The 16,375-nt window shown below is 67.2% G+C and carries 10 protein-coding genes; all 10 read right to left on the reverse strand.

What is annotated here, in order from left to right; translation table 11 throughout:
- Positions 1-6: 6 nt before the first annotated feature.
- Positions 7-3,447 (reverse strand): double-strand break repair helicase AddA, encoded by a 3,441-nt coding sequence (gene addA, locus ACKTEK_RS00390; RefSeq protein ID WP_409163264.1) that lies wholly within the window; start codon positions 3,445-3,447, stop codon positions 7-9.
- Positions 3,444-6,566 carry a double-strand break repair protein AddB gene (gene addB, locus ACKTEK_RS00395; protein WP_409163265.1) on the reverse strand — a complete coding sequence of 1,041 codons (3,123 nt, stop codon included), beginning with the start codon at positions 6,564-6,566 and terminating at the stop codon, positions 3,444-3,446. The genes addA and addB overlap by 4 nt, the downstream gene beginning before the upstream one ends.
- 22 nt (positions 6,567-6,588) lie before the next feature.
- The gene (locus ACKTEK_RS00400) at positions 6,589-7,338 is read right to left on the reverse strand and encodes a nucleotidyltransferase family protein (protein WP_409163266.1); all 750 of its coding nucleotides are present in this window, start codon (positions 7,336-7,338) and stop codon (positions 6,589-6,591) included.
- Entirely contained in the window at positions 7,335-8,867 is a 1,533-nt protein-coding gene (gene tsaE, locus ACKTEK_RS00405) for a tRNA (adenosine(37)-N6)-threonylcarbamoyltransferase complex ATPase subunit type 1 TsaE (protein WP_409163267.1), read from the reverse strand. Before tsaE ends, ACKTEK_RS00400 begins: the two co-directional genes overlap by 4 nt.
- Positions 8,860-11,388 (reverse strand): ATP-binding protein, encoded by a 2,529-nt coding sequence (locus tag ACKTEK_RS00410; protein ID WP_409163268.1) that lies wholly within the window; start codon positions 11,386-11,388, stop codon positions 8,860-8,862. Before ACKTEK_RS00410 ends, tsaE begins: the two co-directional genes overlap by 8 nt.
- 308 nt (positions 11,389-11,696) lie before the next feature.
- Complete coding sequence (ahcY, locus tag ACKTEK_RS00415; protein WP_409163269.1) at positions 11,697-13,151, reverse strand: adenosylhomocysteinase; 1,455 nt, start codon at positions 13,149-13,151, stop codon at positions 11,697-11,699.
- 101 nt (positions 13,152-13,252) lie between these two features.
- Positions 13,253-13,579 carry an HPr family phosphocarrier protein gene (locus ACKTEK_RS00420; RefSeq protein WP_409163270.1) on the reverse strand — a complete coding sequence of 109 codons (327 nt, stop codon included), beginning with the start codon at positions 13,577-13,579 and terminating at the stop codon, positions 13,253-13,255.
- 1 nt (position 13,580) lies between these two features.
- Positions 13,581-13,982 (reverse strand): PTS sugar transporter subunit IIA, encoded by a 402-nt coding sequence (locus tag ACKTEK_RS00425; RefSeq protein ID WP_409163271.1) that lies wholly within the window; start codon positions 13,980-13,982, stop codon positions 13,581-13,583.
- A 140-nt stretch (positions 13,983-14,122) separates the two neighbouring features.
- Entirely contained in the window at positions 14,123-14,599 is a 477-nt protein-coding gene (locus ACKTEK_RS00430) for an HPr kinase/phosphorylase (RefSeq protein WP_409163272.1), read from the reverse strand.
- Positions 14,596-16,371 carry a stimulus-sensing domain-containing protein gene (locus ACKTEK_RS00435; RefSeq protein ID WP_409163273.1) on the reverse strand — a complete coding sequence of 592 codons (1,776 nt, stop codon included), beginning with the start codon at positions 16,369-16,371 and terminating at the stop codon, positions 14,596-14,598. Before ACKTEK_RS00435 ends, ACKTEK_RS00430 begins: the two co-directional genes overlap by 4 nt.
- Between the last annotated feature and the right edge of the window lie 4 nt (positions 16,372-16,375).

Consider the following 16,375-nt stretch of genomic DNA (forward strand, 5'->3'; position numbering starts at 1 on the left):
CCCCGGTCAATCCGGTGCGACGACCTTGAAGCCGCGCAGCGCATCCGCGCCGAGCCGGGTCACCGCCGGGCCGTCCGCCGCATCGCTCCATACCAGCGCGGCTTCCACGCGCTTGCCCGGATGGATCGCGCCGAGCAGCGCTCGGTAGGCGGCAAGCTGGCGCACATAGGCCTGCGGCGTCGCCTCGGGCGTCGCCGGCGGCTGGCCGGTCTTGTAGTCGGCAATCAGGATCGCGTCCGGCGTCACCACAAGCCGGTCGATGCGCCCGGCAATCTGCAGGCGTTCGCCGTCTTCCTCGCGTTCCAGCGTGCCGGCGACGGGCACCTCCGCCCGGCTGTCGGCGCCAAACAGGAACGCAAGTGAGCTGTCTTCCAGCAGCGACATGACGGACGCCAGAAGTGAACTGCGCTCCTCATCCGTCCAGTGCGTCGCGTTGACGGCAAGCAGCGCCGCACCGGCCTCGCGGCGGCGGTCGGGTGCGACCTCGGGCAGATGTTCCAGCAGCATGTGGACGAGGGTGCCGCGCGCCCGCCCGCCTTGGCCTGCGCCCGCGTGAAAGGCTGCGGTTTCCTGAAGGGCGCTGGCAGCACGGCGGGTGCGCACCGGGGCGGGTTGCATCGGTGTCGTCGCCCACTTCGGCAATGGCGCACCGGCAGGCGCAATCGCGCCGGCTGTTTTCGCGCTTGGCTCGTCGCCGTCGACTTCCGGCACGAAGCGGAAGCGGCCCTCGCCGATCTCTTCGAGTTGTTCACCGAGTGCGGTCTCGATCAGCTCGTACCAGCAGCCCTTGCCGCGGCCATTGCCGGTCTCCGCCCCGCAGATGATGAGCCGGTCCTCGGCACGCGTCATCGCCACATAGAGCAGGCGGTGGAACTCCTCGCGCGACCGCTCCTTGGCATCATCCAGAAATCCCTGGATCGTCGGCGTGCGGAACATCTTTCCCGCGTCCCAGAAAGCGAAGGGCTGCGAATCCAGAACGTCGCCCTGCCGCAGGACCTGCAGCGGATTCTGGCGGCCGGAGGTGACAGGCGAGCAGGTGTCGGCAACGAAGACCACGGGGGCCTCCAACCCCTTCGCGCCGTGCACGGTCATCACCCGCACCGCGCCGCCGCCCTCGTCGAGGTCGCGCTTGATGTCGCCGCCGGAGCGCTGCAACCACGCGAGGAAGCCCGAGACGGTCGGCACGTTGTCGCGCTCGAAGGCAAGCGCGCGATCGAGCAACTCGTCCATCACGTCGTCGGCCTCGTTACCGAGCCGCTCGCGATAGGCACCCTTGCCGCCGGCAGCACCCAGCACATGCGCGATGACGGTATAGGGCCGCTCGGTGCGCACCAGCCGCGCCAGCTCCTCGAACTTCTGCGCCGCCGCGCGGATCTTCTCGGTCTTGTTTGCCCGCAGCGCCAGCGCCAGCGAACCGGGCCGCCCGATGGCAAGCTCCATCAGGTGGTCGTCGTTCAGTCCGAACAGCGGGCTTTTGAGCACGCAGGCGAGCGAATAGTCGTCCTCCGGCAGCAAGGCGGCCTGCATCAAGGCCATCAGGTCGAGCGTCACGATGGAGTCGGTCAACTTCATCCGGTCGGCACCGGCAACCGGCACGCCCTCGGCTTTCAGCGCGCGGATGATGGGCGCGGCCAGCCGGTTGCGCTTGCGCAGCAGGATCAGGAAATCCTTCGCCTGCGCCGGTGCGCCCTTGGAGGGCAGGATTTCCTTGGCTTCGATGCTGGCGCGGATCGCTCTGGCGATGTTCTTCGCAAGCACCGCCTCGGCGGAATCGCTGCGCTGCGCATCGAGCGGCGCGTCCCACGGGCGCTCGTCCGGCGTGTCTGGACGCGGGACCGGCTCCCAGAGTTCCACCGTGCCGCGTGCCCGCTCGCGCGCCGCCGAATGGGAAATCGGATCGTTGTCGAACATGACGCCCGTTGCAGCGGCGGAGGCATTGGCGAAGACCTTGTCGACCGCATCCAGCACCGCCGGGGCCGTGCGGAACGAGCGGAACAGCCCGACGCGCTCGAATCGGTACGCCTCGCGCAGCCGCGCCTCGAAATGCCGCGCCATGCCGATGAAGCCCGCCGGGTCCGCGCCCTGGAACGAATAGATCGACTGCTTCGGGTCGCCCACCGCAAAGACCGTGCGGTCCTTCACGCTGGCGCCGGAGCCGGCGAAGAATTCTTCCGTCAGCGCGCGCACGATGCGCCATTGATCGGGGCTGGTGTCCTGCGCCTCGTCGACGAGGATGTGGTCGAGGCCGGGATCGAGCTTGAACAGCACCCACGCCGCGTCCGACGACGTTTCCAGCAGCTTCACCGTGTGGGCGATCATGTCGGCGAAGTCGAGCATGCCGCGCTCGCGCTTGGCCCGCTCGTAGCGGTCGATGACGGCATCGGCCACCATGGCGAGATCGCAGGTCAGGTCGATGAGGCGGGCAAGCTTGCCCTGTTCGACCAGTCCTTCAACGCGCGCCTGCTCCTGCAGAATTGCGTTGGCGATATCGGGGTGCGCCTCGGCTTCAGCCTTGGTGACGGGCGACTTTCGCGGCGAATGGTCCTTGGTGAGGAACACCAGCAGGTAGGCCGCGCGTGCAAGCTCCTCGTCTGCGGCGCTCGCTGCCAGCCGCAACTGGTCGACGGCATTGCCGGTGCCGGTCTTGCGCGCGTGTTCCAGCGTGTCGGCGATGGCCCGCCACTCGCTGCGCGGCAGGTGCGGGCTGTCGAGAATCTCGGCCTCGATGGCGTCCGCGTTCACAGATCGCGAGACACCGAACAGGTCGGCAAGTCCCGAGCGGACGTAGCCGCGATCGAAATTGTTCTCGTACTGCCAGGCCTGGAACTCGTGGCGGCGGTCGGTGATTGCTGCCAGCAATTCGCCGAAACCGCGCGCGTCGATGTACTGGCTGACCTGCCCGATGGCCTGCGCCAGCGCGTCGCTGCCGGGATCGGCTAGAACGTCATGCCGTGCCGCCGTCTTCAGTGCCTGCGCGGTGTCGTCGTCCAGTACGCTGAAGCCCGCCGGAACGCCGGCCTCGAAGGGGAAGCGCTGCAGCACGCTTTCACAGAAGGCGTGAATAGTCTGGATCTTCAGCCGCCCCGGCGTCTCGATGGCGCGCGCGAAGAGCTGCCGCGCCAGCCGCATCTCGCTTGAATCCGGCGCGTGCCCCAGCAAATCCGTCAGCGTTTTTTCGAGGGCCGCATCGTCCAGCTGCGTCCAGTCGGCAAGCTCGGCAAAGACGCGGGTCTGCATTTGCGCGGCGGCCGCCTTGGTGAAGGTCAGGCACAGCACCGCGCCGGGGTCCGCGCCGTCCAGCAAAAGCCGCAGCACGCGGCGCGACAGCACGTAGGTCTTGCCCGACCCGGCATTGGCCGTGACCCACGCCGAGGACGAAGGATCGGTCGCCTTCTTCTGCTCGTCGCGCGTCCGCGCGTCGATGACGATGTCGTCGCGCACGCTCATTCGCCGCCCTCCGAACCGCCATCCGCCGTGCTCCACTCCTTGAAACGCGACAGGTGGTCATAGGGCTCTTCGGCGCGCGACAGCTTCGCCGACAGTCTGGGCCGGTAGGGCTGGTTGGCATCGTCGTAGCGCGCCACGAGTTCCTTGAAGCCCGCCAGCGCCTCGTCTGCGAGCGTCTGCGTGTCGCCTTCGTCGGTGGGCGCGACACGTCTGATTTCACCAGCGGGAAATGCGCCGCTCAGCCGGATATAGATCAGTTCGCCCGGCACCAGCGCGCCCGAATTGGCAAAGCCCCCGCGCTCGGCAATTGCCGCTTCCAGCGTCAATTGCGGCGAGAGCCCTGCCGCCACCTGCTTGATGGTGGGCGGTGCGCCGGTCTTGTAGTCGATGAGTGCTGCGGACCCGTCATCCAGCATGTCGATCCGGTCGGCGCGCGCGCTGAGCGTGAATGGACCGGCGGGCGCATCGAAGTCGAGATAGCCGGACTGCTCGATGATGAGCGGCTTTGCCCCGCTCGCGCGCCGCTCGGCTTCCGTCGCCACGAACCAGTCGGCAATGCGCTGCATGCGCGCCCGCCACAGCGCGCGGGTGTGCGGCGGCACCTCCGCCTCGCTCATCTCGTCCTCGAACAGCGTCATCAGGCCCGCCGCATCGCCAAGCTGTCCGTTGTTGAGCAGCGCGCTTTCGATGTAGTTCGCCAGCCCGTCATGGACGATGGAGCCGCGCAACGCGGCATCGGCGTCTTCCTCCAGCGGGGGCAGGGGATCGAGTTCGAGTATCTTCGCGGCGTGGATCGCGTAAGGGTCTCGGATCAGGGTTTCGACCTGCGTCACGCTGAGCTTGCGCGGGCGTTGCTTAACTGGCGGCTTCGGCGTCGGCTCGACGGGAACCGGTCCCTGCGGCGCATGGTCGAGCGCCCGCGCCCAGTCGATGAAGTGCCGCCCCCGGCCGCGCATGTCCGAATAGGCATCCGCGCCGATCACCGCTTCCAGCCTTTGCAGCCAGCGCGAGGCGACGGCCGGCGCGCCCTCGTTGCGCGCTGCGCGCGTCACCACCACATCGCCTGCCGCCATGTGCTGCGCGAGATCGTGGGCCGCCTGACCGATGCGGCGTTCGGGAAGGTCGAGGCCGAGTTGGGCGCGCATGGCGCGGCTCAGCCACGGATCGGTCTTCGCGTCGCCTGGCCACGTGCCCTCGTTCAGCCCGCCCAGGACCACGCGGTCGAATTGCAGCAGGCGCGCTTCCAGCGGGCCGAGGATCGCGATGCGCCGGTCCTGCGCGTAGCCGCGCACCGGCACCCCATCCATCAGGCTGCCGATGAAGGCCGGCAGTGCGCCGAAGGGCAGCTCCATGCCGGTGTCGAAACAGGCTTCGATCTCGGCGAGGAACCGCGCCAGCTGGATGCCGTCCTCCCCGGTGAAGAGGCGCGGCGTGCCCGCCGCGTCCCGCCCGCCTGATAGCGCGATGGCAGCCTGCGCGAGATGGCTCATGGTCTCGATGAAGGGCGCCTTGCCGGAGGTCGCAGGCGCCAGCGGCTGCGTCGCCCTCTCGAGCAGGTCGATAAGCGCGCCGGCCTCTGCGGTCGAACTGCCCCTCAGGCGGGCCGCGACGCGGTTGTGCAACTGTTCAGCCGTCGCGGCACCCATGTAGGCCAGGCGAAGGCCCACGATGCCCGGCTGCGGGCGCGGGCCGCGCAGCACCATGACTTCGAGCGCCTCGACGCCGGAGCGGGTCTTGTCGCCCGCCTCGTTGCGGAACAGCGGATGGTCGAGCAGTGCGGTCAGCGGCACTGGCGCGAACGCTTCCGCCACCGCCTCGCAGACCAGCCGCAGGAACGTCCCGGCTGGTGTCGCGGATAGCGGCCGGCCAGCCGTGTCGTCGACGTTCAGGCTCCAGCGGCGAAGCTGCGCGGAGACCCGGCGCGCGAGGTTGCGGTCCGGCGTGACGAGGGCCGCTGTCGCCTTGCCGCTCTCGATCGCCTCGCGCAGGGCGAAGGCGATGGTCAGCGCCTCTTCCTGCGGGGTCTCGCATTCGCACAGGGCGAGGTGACCGGCGGCATCTTTCGCCACTGTGCCGCGCCGCTCCTGCCAGAGCTCGCTGGTCTCCGCCGGTCGGAAGATCTCGGTCATCAGCGCGGCAGGCGGCGTCGCGTGATCGTGCGCGGGCAGCAAGTCGGGCACGTCGGCGCGGTCCACGCCGAGCGAGGCCAGCAGCTTCGCCAGACCGTGCTGCGGGTGGGTCTGCGCCTGCGCTTCGACCGCCTTCCACGAGGCGTCGTCGAGGTCCCGGTCGAGACCGGGCAGCACCACCCAGCCGCGCGGGAGGTTGCTGACGATCTTCATCAGCCGCGCAGTGGCCGGAACCGAGCCGGTCGAACCGGCCACGATGTAAGGTCGCTCCTCGCGGCGCGCGGCAAGCTGTGCCGTCTCCGCTCCGATCAGCGCGCTCCGCCGTGCGACCGGGTCGGACAGCCCGCGCTCGGCGAGATGTTGCGGCCAGGATTCCACGACGATGTTCAGGAAGGCGTGCGCGATGTTCCAGTACTCGGCGTGGTTCTCCGGCACGAGGCCGGTCAGCGCGGACGCGGCCACCTCCTCCGTCTCCATCGCATCGAGCAGGCGGGCGAGGTCGCGGGCAAGCGCGCTGGCATCCGCCGCACCCGTCGGGATGAGGATCGCCTCGTCGCGCCTGGGATAGCTCAGGGCAGAAGCCTTGTGGATGCCGAACTCGTAGACGAGCCGCGTCAGGGCGAGGTGGCGCTCCAATTGGCTGACGGCAGGCGGAACGGGGAGCAGCATGCCCCGCCCGAGTGCTGCGCCCGCGTCGAACTCCGGGTCGGCGAACTGTCCGGCAAGCGCTGCATCCTCGTCCACGTCGCCGATGGCCGCGATGCGCGGCAGGATCACCGCACCGCCCGCGCGATTTGAAAGCATGTCGGCAAGCACGCGGGCTGCGCGCCGGTTGGGCAACAGCACGGTCGCATCCGCCAGTTGGGCCGCCGGTTCCCCGTCCGCGCCCGAAAGCAGCGTCCCGTCGATCAGCCGTTCGCAGAGGCAATCCAGAAACGCCACGCCGGCGGGGATCGAAACGATACTGCTGCGCGGCGCGGTGTCGGTCATGGGGCTCTCAGGGTGGGGCCGATCAGGAAATGCTGTCCTCGATGACGGCTTCGGCCTCCGCGATGGCATCGGGCGTGCCGACATGCATCCACAATCCGTCGAGCCGGATGCCGAAGAGCCGCTCCGCCTCGATGGCGCTGTCGAACAGCACGTTCAGCGAGAACGCATCGTCGGGCGTCCCGTCGAACAGTTCCGGCTTGAGGATGCAAACGCCCATGTAGACGAAGGGGGCGACGATGCTTTCCGGTCGGCGCGAGAGCCGCCCTTCCGGATCCATCAGGAAATCGCCGTTCCCGGCATAGCCGGTGGAGGTGGCGGAGTTGGCGAGCGCCAGCAGCATGTCCATGCGCTCCGGGTCCCAGGCTTCCGCCATCCGCGTCAGCAGCGGGCGGGCACCCTCGATCCAGAACGAATCCGAATTGAGCACGAAGAACGCATCGTCCGGCAGCGCGGGAAGGGCATGCTTCACGCCGCCGCCGGTTTCCAGCAGAAGCCCGCGTTCATCGGAAATCGTGATGCTCGGGCTCTGGCGCGAAGCGAGATGCGCTTCCAGCTTGTCGGCAAGATAGTGCACGTTGACGACGCATTGCCCGATGCCCGATTCCGCCGCCTTGTCGAGCACGTAGTCGATGAGCGCGCGACCACGCACCGGCACGAGAGGCTTGGGCGTGGTGTCGGTCAGCGGGCGCATGCGCTTGCCAAGCCCCGCCGCGAGGACCATGGCCGCGCTGGGTTTGTTGGCGCCTGCTGCCTGCTGCTGTTCGGTGTTCATGCGCTTGTTCGTTCCGTCACGATGTCGGGCAGGTGCTGCGCGAACCACGCCGCCACCGGTGCAAGCGCCGGGTGCGCGAGGTCGCGGGCAAGGTATGCCTGCACGCGCGGCAGGTGCGCAAGGTAGTGCGGCTTGCCGTCGCGCGCGTTGAGCCGCGCGAAGATGCCGAGGATCTTGGTGTTCCGCTGTGCGCCCATCACCGCATAGTCGGCGAGGAAGGCGGATTCGTCGACCCCGTCGCGCGCCGCGAAATATGCGTTCAGGATGTCGCGCTCGAGGTCCGGCGGCACCGTGATGCGGGCATCCTGCGCCAGCGACACCACGTCGTAGGCGGCAGGCCCCCACAGCGCGTCCTGGAAGTCGATGACACCGACCCGGTCGAGCGGGCTGAGGGGGCTTTGCGTCTCCTCGCACCACACCACGTTGGGAGAATGGAAGTCGCGCAACACCCATGTGGGCTGGCGCGTCAGCACCCCTGTCGTCGCGAGGACCTCGTCCCACGCGGTGACGAAATCGGCACGCGCCTCCGCGTCGATCTCGCTGTCCTTCGCGTGCGGCCAGTACCATTGCGGCAGCAACGATGCCTCGGCATGGAAGACGCCGGCATCGAAGGCGGGAACCTCGTGCGAGGTGACGCCGTCGACCGGCAGAACTTGGCGCAGGTCCTGCGTATGAAGATGGGCAAGCAGCCTGACGCTGTCGATGTAGCGCTCCGCAATCGGCTTGCGGTCTGCGGTGATGATCGTGCCGCCGCCGAGATCCTCGATCACCAGCAGGCCGCCATCGAGGTCTTGGGCGAGAATCTCCGGGGCGTGGGCACCGGCCTTGCGCAAGCCGTTGGCGAGCGCGACGAAGGGCGCGACGTCTTCGGCCAGATGCGCGATCTGGCTGTAGGAGGGTTCGCCCGGCTTGCCCGGATCGGGGCGGGCCGGTGAATCCATCAGGATCGCCTTGCCGCTTGCCCCGTTCAGCCGCTCGTAGCGCCGCGTCGAGGCATCGCCCTGCAGGTGGCCGCGCTTGTCGCCTGTCCGCCCGCAGCGATCGAGGAACGCACTGATCTCGCCCATGCGGGCAATCCGCGAAGCCCATGTCTCGCCATGCGGAGCGAAGCGCGCGATGCGTCCCGCGCCATCCATGTCCAGCTGCATGTCCAGCCGCGTGGTGGCGAGGCTGCCGGGGGCATTATCCGGCCATTCGACCAGCACGACGCCTTCGGCGAGGGCTTCGTCCAGCCCCAGTTCATCGATCTCGCCGGCATCCGAAATCCGGTAGAGGTCGCAATGCAGGACAGGCAGCCGCGTCTCGTCATAGGTCTGCACAAGGGTGAAGGTCGGGCTTGGCACCTCCAGCGCATCGTCCCCGGCAAGCGCGCGGATGAAGGCGCGGGCGAAGGTGGACTTGCCCGCCCCGAGATCGCCGGAGAGCGCGATGAAGTCACCGGGGCGTGCAAACAGCGCAAACTCCCGCGCCAGCGCCTGCGTCGCTTCCTCGTCGGGAAGAGCGCGCGACCCGCCGTCCTTGTCAGCCATGCGGCTGCATCTCCGCAGGCTCCGACTTGACCTCGGTCGGCTCCGCCGGTTCAGCGGGCAGGGCGTCGGGTTCGAACGCACGCGGCAGGCGGATGGTGACCGTGGTGCCCTGTCCGGGCTCGGATTCCAGCGTGATTTCGCCGCCGTGCTTGATCGCGAAGCCGCGCGCCAGCGACAGGCCGAGCCCGGGACCGCGCTGGCCATCGCCGTGGGTCTCGAAGCTGCCGAACACGCGCGATTTCAGGTGGTCGGGAATGCCTTCGCCCTGGTCCGCGACGCGGATGGCGATCATGTCGCCATCGGCGAAGGCATCGATGCCGACCTTGCCGCCTTCCTTGGAGAAGGCGATGGCGTTGGCGGCCAGCGAGAAGATCATCTGGCGGATTCGGCGGGCATCGCCGCGCAGGTGCTCGGCGCGCGGCGCGACGTCGATGGTGACTTCCACCTTCTTCTCGCCGATGCGGTCCTTAAGGGCGTCCAGCGCGGTCATGATGGTGTCGCGCAATTCCACGTCGCCGATGGAGAGTTCCAGCGCGTTCGCCTGGATGGAGGCGAGGTCGAGGATGTCGTTGACGATGGTCATCAGCGAGGTTGAGGAGGCGAGGATGTAGCTTGCATATTCGCGCTGCTGCTCCTCGTTCGGCGTCATGGCGTCGCCCGACAGGACCTGCGCAAAGCCGATGATCGACTGCAGCGGATCGCGCAGGTGGTAGGAGACGTTGGAGACGAAGTTGCCGCGCAGCTGATCGGCCTGTTCCAGCGCCTCGTTGCGCTCGCGCAGGGCGCGCTCCACTTCCTTGGCCGCCGTGATGTCGGTGAAGACGGCAAGCGTCGCGCCGTCGGACAGCGGCACGGTGGTCAGTTCGAAGGTCTTCTCGTCCTCGCGTTCGATCATGCGCGAAATCGGCTCGCGTGCGTCCATGAACCCGCAGACATTCTGCTTCAGCGCCAGCCAGTCGTCGTCGCCCTGATACAGCTTGCGGCACGCGGCGATGATGTCGTCCACGTGCGGGCGCGCCTTGAGGTCCTTGCGGTCCAGGTCCCAGATCGCGGCGAACTGCGGGTTGGAGAGCTTCAGCTTGCCGTCCTGCCCGAACACCGCGATGGCCTCGCTGAGGCTTTCGAGCGTCTGCCGCTGCACGCGCGCCTGAGCGGAAAGCTTGGTCTGCAGGTCGAGGCTTTCGGTCAGGTTGTGGACAAGGTGTGTCGAGCCGCCGTCGCGATGCGGGATCGTCACCAGCTTGAGCGAAAGCGACGCGTTCGGCAGGTCCCATTCGGTTGTGCGTACCTCGCCGTCGGTGTTGTCGATCAGCGAAGCGACCCAGTCGCGCCAGGTCATGCCGTCCGGCGGCGTGGGGACGCGTTCGTCGGCGCGCAGGTGTTCGAGGATCTCGTCGAACTCCGGCTTCATGATGAGGAAGGCGGGGTCGAGCTGCCACAGGCTGCGATAGGCCTTGTTGCAGAAGGTCAGGCGGCGGTTGGCATCGAAGACGGCGACGGCGGTGTCGATGCGGTCGAGGATTTCAGCGCGGATCGTTGCTTCCCGCTCAAGCGCCGCCTTCATGCGCGCCGAGGCCTGCTCGTCCAGTGCAAGGCCGGCTGCCCCGGTACGGGTGGCAACTTCCGTTAGCGCCAGCTTGCGGTTGTCGTGGCCGAGCGAGGCCTCACCGTGGAAGGTGCGGCCCTCCAGTCGGGCCTGCGCCATCTCATCCTGAATCTTGACGGCGGCGATCTCCAGCCGACCGGCAACGGCCTCGTCGCGCGTCTTGGCGCCGGCAAGCTGCGCGTAGGTCTGGTTGACCCAGCTCAGCGCGCCCTGTTCGTCACGCAGCCATGCGGGAAAGTCGAGCGTATCGAAAAGCTGGTGCACCGCCTGCATCTCGCGCGACAGCCGGGATTGCTTGTCACGCAGTTCGGCCAGTTCGCGCAGCGAGCCCGATGCGCTGCGCAGCCGCACCAGCGCGCGTCCCCCGCCTGTGCGCCCGTTGGCTTCCACCGGGTGCCCTGCGCGGGTCGTCAGCGTCAGGTCGAAGGCGGTGCCGCGCTCGCGCAGCCGGGCGATGGCGGTGGCAAGGGCTTGCGCGGCCTCGCCCGTCAGCCATTGTTCGAAGTCGAGGATGGCGTCTTCGTTGCGCGGGCCGCCCTGGATCGCATCGGCGTTGTACTGGACGTCGGCGGTGCCAGCGCTGCTCGACCATGCAATCAGGATCTGCGGCTCGGCACTGAGCAGGTTCTCCGCCCGGTCAAGCCGCGCTTGCTGCGCCGCGCGCTGGGTCTCGGATTTGCGCCGGTAATCGGTGAACTGGTTCTTGGTGCGGATGTAGAGAATGGCGGCGAGAACCGCGAAGGCGACGAGCGACAGCGTCAGGCTGAGCGCGGCCATTTCCTCTGCGCTCAACGCATCGATAACCGCTTCGGCGAAGCGTCCGGGGGCGTTCTGGGCATTGGCCGTCGATGGTATCAGGATGCCTGCTGCGGCTGCCGAGCAAATGCGGGTCACTACGCGGTAGCGCAAACCCATATGCCCTCGGCCCAGCCGATCCATCCGTTCCCCCGATATAAGTGCTTCCAATGTCTACCGGGCCTTCGACCGTCGTCCGCTCCGACCGCCCAGACCCGCACGCCACAACCGAAAACTCAGAATCAACAAAGCGCCCGGCACGGGCAACTTGGCCCGGTATCCGTGCGCAGGGCGGCTCGCCGCGCCTGTCGGCCCGCTTCAGCTCAGGCCGGATGATTCGAAAACTTTAGCCGGTTGCCGCGCGGCTGCCCACCGGAACAAATGGAGTCCGATGCATCCGCGCGGCAATTTCCCGCTGGCAGGGTCGCCTAGTAGCGATAGTGGTCCGACTTGAACGGGCCGGTCACCGGCACGCCGATATAGTCGGCCTGTTCCTTGGAAAGCTCGGAAAGCTGGGCGCCGACCTTGGCCAGGTGCAGCGCCGCGACCTTCTCGTCGAGATGTTTGGGCAGCACGTAGACCTTGTTCTCGTACTCCTCGCCCTTCGTCCACAGCTCGATCTGCGCCAGCGTCTGGTTGGTGAAGGACGCCGACATGACGAAGCTCGGGTGGCCGGTCGCGTTGCCGAGATTCAGCAGGCGGCCCTGGCTCAGCAGGATCATGCGCTTGCCGTCCGCGAAGGTGATCATGTCGACCTGGTCCTTCACGTTCTTCCAGCTGAGGTTGCGCAGGGACTCGACCTGGATCTCGTTGTCGAAGTGGCCGATGTTGCCGACGATCGCCATGTCCTTGAGCTTGCGCATGTGATCGAGCGTCAGCACGTCCTTGTTGCCGGTCGCGGTGATGACGATGTCGGCGCGCGGTGCGCCTTCATCCATGGTCACCACCTCGAAGCCGTCCATGGCCGCCTGCAGGGCGCAGATCGGGTCGACCTCGGTGACCATGACGCGTGCGCCCGCACCCTTGAGCGACTGGGCCGAGCCCTTGCCGACGTCGCCGTAACCGGCGACGAGCGCGACCTTGCCGGCCATCATCACGTCGGTGCCGCGGCGGATGCCGTCGACCAGCGATTCCTTGCAGCCGTACTTGTTGTCGAACTTCGACTTGGTGACGGAGTCGTTCACGTTGATCGCCGGGAAGGGCAGGGTGCCTGCCTTCTGCCGCTGGTAGAGGCGCAGGACGCCGGTGGTGGTCTCCTCGGTGACGCCCTTGATGTTGGCCTTCACCTTCGAATACCAGCCCGGGTTCTTCTCCAGGCGCTTCTTGATGGTCGCGAACAACGCCTCTTCTTCCTCGTTCGACGGGTTGTCGAGGACGCTCGGGTCCTTCTCGGCGTCCGCGCCGAGCAGGATCAGCAGCGTCGCGTCGCCACCGTCATCGAGGATCATGTTGGCGGTCTCGCCGTTCGGCCATTCGAAGATCTTGTCGGCGAGGTCCCAGTATTCCTGCAGCGTCTCGCCCTTGAAGGCGAAGACCGGCGTGCCGGCGGCGGCGATGGCGGCCGCCGCATGGTCCTGCGTCGAGTAGATGTTGCACGAGGCCCAGCGCACGTCCGCGCCCAGCGCCTGCAGCGTCTCGATCAGCACCGCCGTCTGGATGGTCATGTGCAGGGAGCCTGCGACGCGCGCGCCCTTCAGCGGTTGTGCCGAGGCATATTCCTCGCGCGTGGCCATGAGGCCCGGCATCTCGGTCTCGGCGATTTCGATTTCCGTGCGACCCCAGTCCGCCAGGGAGAGGTCGGCCACCACGTGGTCCTTGTCTGCGCTCACAGGTCTGCCCTTTCGTGAAAAATACCGCTTCGTCTCAGCGGTTCCAGTACGCATCCGCGCGCGCCGGAGATCATCTGCCCCGGCGCGTAGCAGCACTGGCGACAACGTTCAATAGATTTATAAACATATCTTTATATAGATCGGAACGCGGCGCGTCAGCCCTTCGGCGGAAGATCCTCGATTTCGCCAAATCCCTGCTCGATCAGTTCGATCAGGCTTTGCAGGGCGGTGCCGGCTTCCTCGCCGCTCGCCGCGACCTCGACTTCGCAGCCCTTGGCGGCCGCGAGCATCATCAGGCCCATGATCGACGTGCCGCCGACAACGGCCCCTTCGCGCCGCACGGCGACCTCCGCATCGAACTGCTCGGCCATGCGCACGAACTTGGCGGACGCGCGCGCATGAAGGCCTTTGTCGTTGCAGATGGTGGCAGACTGCGAAACGGCCTGAGGGTCCTCGAAGACCTTTTCGGCGTCCTCGCTCAAGCTACTTGCCTGACAGGATTTCGCTGGCGACGCTGATGTACTTGCGCCCGGCTTCGCTTGCGGCGCGCACCGCGTCGTTGAGGTTCATGTCGGAGCGAACGCTGACAAGCTTCACCAGCATCGGCAGGTTGACGCCGGCCAGCACCTCCACCGGCGCGCTCTCCATGATCGAGATGGCGAGGTTGGAGGGCGTGCCGCCGAACATGTCGGTGAGCACGACGACGCCGTCGCCGTCATTGACCTTGGAAATCGCATCGAGGATTTCGCTGCGCCGCTGCTCCACGTCGTCATCCGGTCCGATGGAGATCGTCTCGAACGCATCCTGCGGGCCGACGATGTGTTCGACCGCGGCCCGGAATTCGCGCGCCAGCAGCCCGTGGGTAACGACGACGAGACCAATCATTTCAACAATTGCACTCTTTTGCTGCGCCATGTCGCCAGGGGCGGAAGCCGGCGGCGGATCGGTTGAGTTCGTGACCGTGCACTTGAACAGCAAGAAACCGAAACTTCAAGCGCGCGGACCCGGCGAGACACCTTGGCGCGTCAGACATCCACAGCCAGTACGATTCCAGCCGTCGATCGGGTCAGTGCGATGCGCACCCGTTCCGCCTGCATCGAAGCGCTGTCCCCGGCACGCAGCAGCACGCGGGGGACCGTGATCCCTTCAATGCTCGTGACGGCTTGATCGTCTTCCGGCAAGCGCGGGCTTTCTTCCGGCTGAACGAAATCGACGACGAGTGAAATGCGCGCAGCGGGCAGGGCGCTGAGCTGCCCGACACCAAGCCCGCGAACCTCCACCAGTCCGGCCGTCGGCGGGGGTGCGGTGGCAAGCAGCACGCCGTTGCAAACACTCAGCACGGTGCGGTCGTCGCTGACGAGCCGGGCCTGTGTCGTGTCGGTTGATGTCGCGATGAGCGCCAGCGCCAGCGCGGTCTTGCCGCTGCCCGATGGCCCGCGAATGAGGACACCCTCGGTCGCGATCACGACGCAGCAGGCATGGATCGTCGCCTGGTCGTTCACGCGCGCGGCAGCCGGACCACGAAGCGCGCACCAGCCCGCTCGCCGTCCGCGTCGAAGCGGTTCTCGGCGTGCAGCGTTCCGCCGTGGCCTTCCACAATCTGGCGCGAGATGGAGAGGCCGAGCCCGGAATTCTGGCCAAACGGCGAGTCCTCGCCACGGTCGGTGTAGAAGCGCTCGAAGATGCGCTCGAGATTTTCGGTCGGAATGCCCGGCCCGGTATCGTCAACGCGCAGTTCGATCCAGCGCTTGTCGGATGCCGTCGAGATGCGGATCGGCTCATTGGGGTCGCTGAATGACTTCGCGTTGTCGATGAGGTTGTGGAAGACCTGCCCCAGCCGGCTGTCATGCCCGAGGATCACCAGCGGCCGGTCCTGGTCGCGAATGTCGAACTCGATCATGGAATGCTCGTCGGCGCGCATCTCGTTGCTCATGGACACGACCGCGTGCAGAAGCGATTCCACGTCGAGCGGGCGTGCATCGGCCTTGGCAAGCTCGGAGTCCAGCCGCGAGGCATCGGAGATGTCGCTGATGAGCCGGTCGAGACGACCGACATCGTGCTTGACGATTTCAAGCAACCGCTTGCGGTCTTCCGGCTTCTTGGCAAGCGGCAGCGTCTCCACTGCGCTGCGCAGCGACGTCAGCGGGTTCTTGATCTCGTGCGCCACGTCGGCGGCAAACCGCTCGATGGCTTCCATGCGCATGTAGAGCGCGTTGGTCATGTCGCGCAGCGCGCCGGACAGGTGGCCGATCTCGTCCTGGCGGACGGTGAAATCCGGAATCTCCGTTCGCGACTTCACGCCGACGCGCACCCGTTCCGCAGCCGCTGCCAGCCGGCGCACCGGGCCGGCGATGGTCTGCGCCAGCAGGATCGACAGCACCAGCGCGACGCCGGCGGCGATCATGAAAATCTTCACGATGGCAAGCCGCTCGGCATGGACGATCGCATCGATGTCGCCGCCCTGCGTGGACAGCAGCAGCGCGCCATGCACCGCGCGGAAGCGCTGCACAGGCACCGCGACCGAGACGATCAGCGCCCCGTCGGCGTTCACCCGGACGATGCTCTCCGAGGTGCCGCTCAAGGCCGCCGCGACTTCCGGATACTGCATCCCCTCCATGGGGCCGAGTTCCTCGTAGACCGGCAGGTCCGCGCGCTGCAGCCAACGCCGCACCTTGGCGCTGAACCAGCCATACCAGCCGTCGGCCTCGGTCTGCGGCGGCGGCAGGTCGAAACGCAGGATCTGCCCGCGCGAGTAAAGATGCCGGGAGTCGAGGATCAGGATGCCTTCGCGGTCATAGATCCGCGCCCGCGTCTTGGTCGGCGAGATCAGCCTTCGCAGGATCGGCGCGACGTCTTCCGGGTTGATCGGGAAGTCGAGCGAATCCGGTTCACTCGGCACGAGGCTCTCGCCGGCTTCCAGTTCCAGCAGCCGTTCCGGGTCGAGCACGATGGAATCGGTGCTGACCGTCGCCGAGGAGGCAATTGCCGCACCGATGATCTCGCCCTGGATGAGCAGGCTCTCGACGCGCGCCTCGATCAGGCCTTCGCGGAACTGGTTGAGGTAGAGAATGCCCCACACCAGCGCCAGCATGGCGGCGAGGTTGAGGAAAACGATGCGGCGGGTGAGGCTGGAGGAGACGATATGGCCGAGGCCGCGCAGCGGCCGAAGCAGCCGCGCAGCCTTGTTTGCGCGCTTTTCGGACGTGCCGGATTTCGTCTCCGGCTTGTCCGGCGCGGCCCGAGTCGGCCAGCGCGTGTCAGTCTCTATCGCCATGCAG

The organism is Tepidamorphus sp. 3E244 (assembly GCF_046159835.1).
In the GTDB taxonomy this organism is placed as follows: Bacteria; Pseudomonadota; Alphaproteobacteria; order Rhizobiales; family Tepidamorphaceae; genus JACKJK01.

Coding starts and splice junctions, on each gene's coding strand:
- addA (WP_409163264.1), bottom strand. CDS start 3,447: ATGAGCGTGCGCGACGACATCGTCATCGACGCGCGGACGCGCGACGAG.
- addB (WP_409163265.1), bottom strand. CDS start 6,566: ATGACCGACACCGCGCCGCGCAGCAGTATCGTTTCGATCCCCGCCGGC.
- ACKTEK_RS00400 (WP_409163266.1), bottom strand. CDS start 7,338: ATGAACACCGAACAGCAGCAGGCAGCAGGCGCCAACAAACCCAGCGCG.
- tsaE (WP_409163267.1), bottom strand. CDS start 8,867: ATGGCTGACAAGGACGGCGGGTCGCGCGCTCTTCCCGACGAGGAAGCG.
- ACKTEK_RS00410 (WP_409163268.1), bottom strand. CDS start 11,388: ATGGGTTTGCGCTACCGCGTAGTGACCCGCATTTGCTCGGCAGCCGCA.
- ahcY (WP_409163269.1), bottom strand. CDS start 13,151: ATGCGTACTGGAACCGCTGAGACGAAGCGGTATTTTTCACGAAAGGGC.
- ACKTEK_RS00425 (WP_409163271.1), bottom strand. CDS start 13,982: ATGATTGGTCTCGTCGTCGTTACCCACGGGCTGCTGGCGCGCGAATTC.
- ACKTEK_RS00435 (WP_409163273.1), bottom strand. CDS start 16,371: ATGGCGATAGAGACTGACACGCGCTGGCCGACTCGGGCCGCGCCGGAC.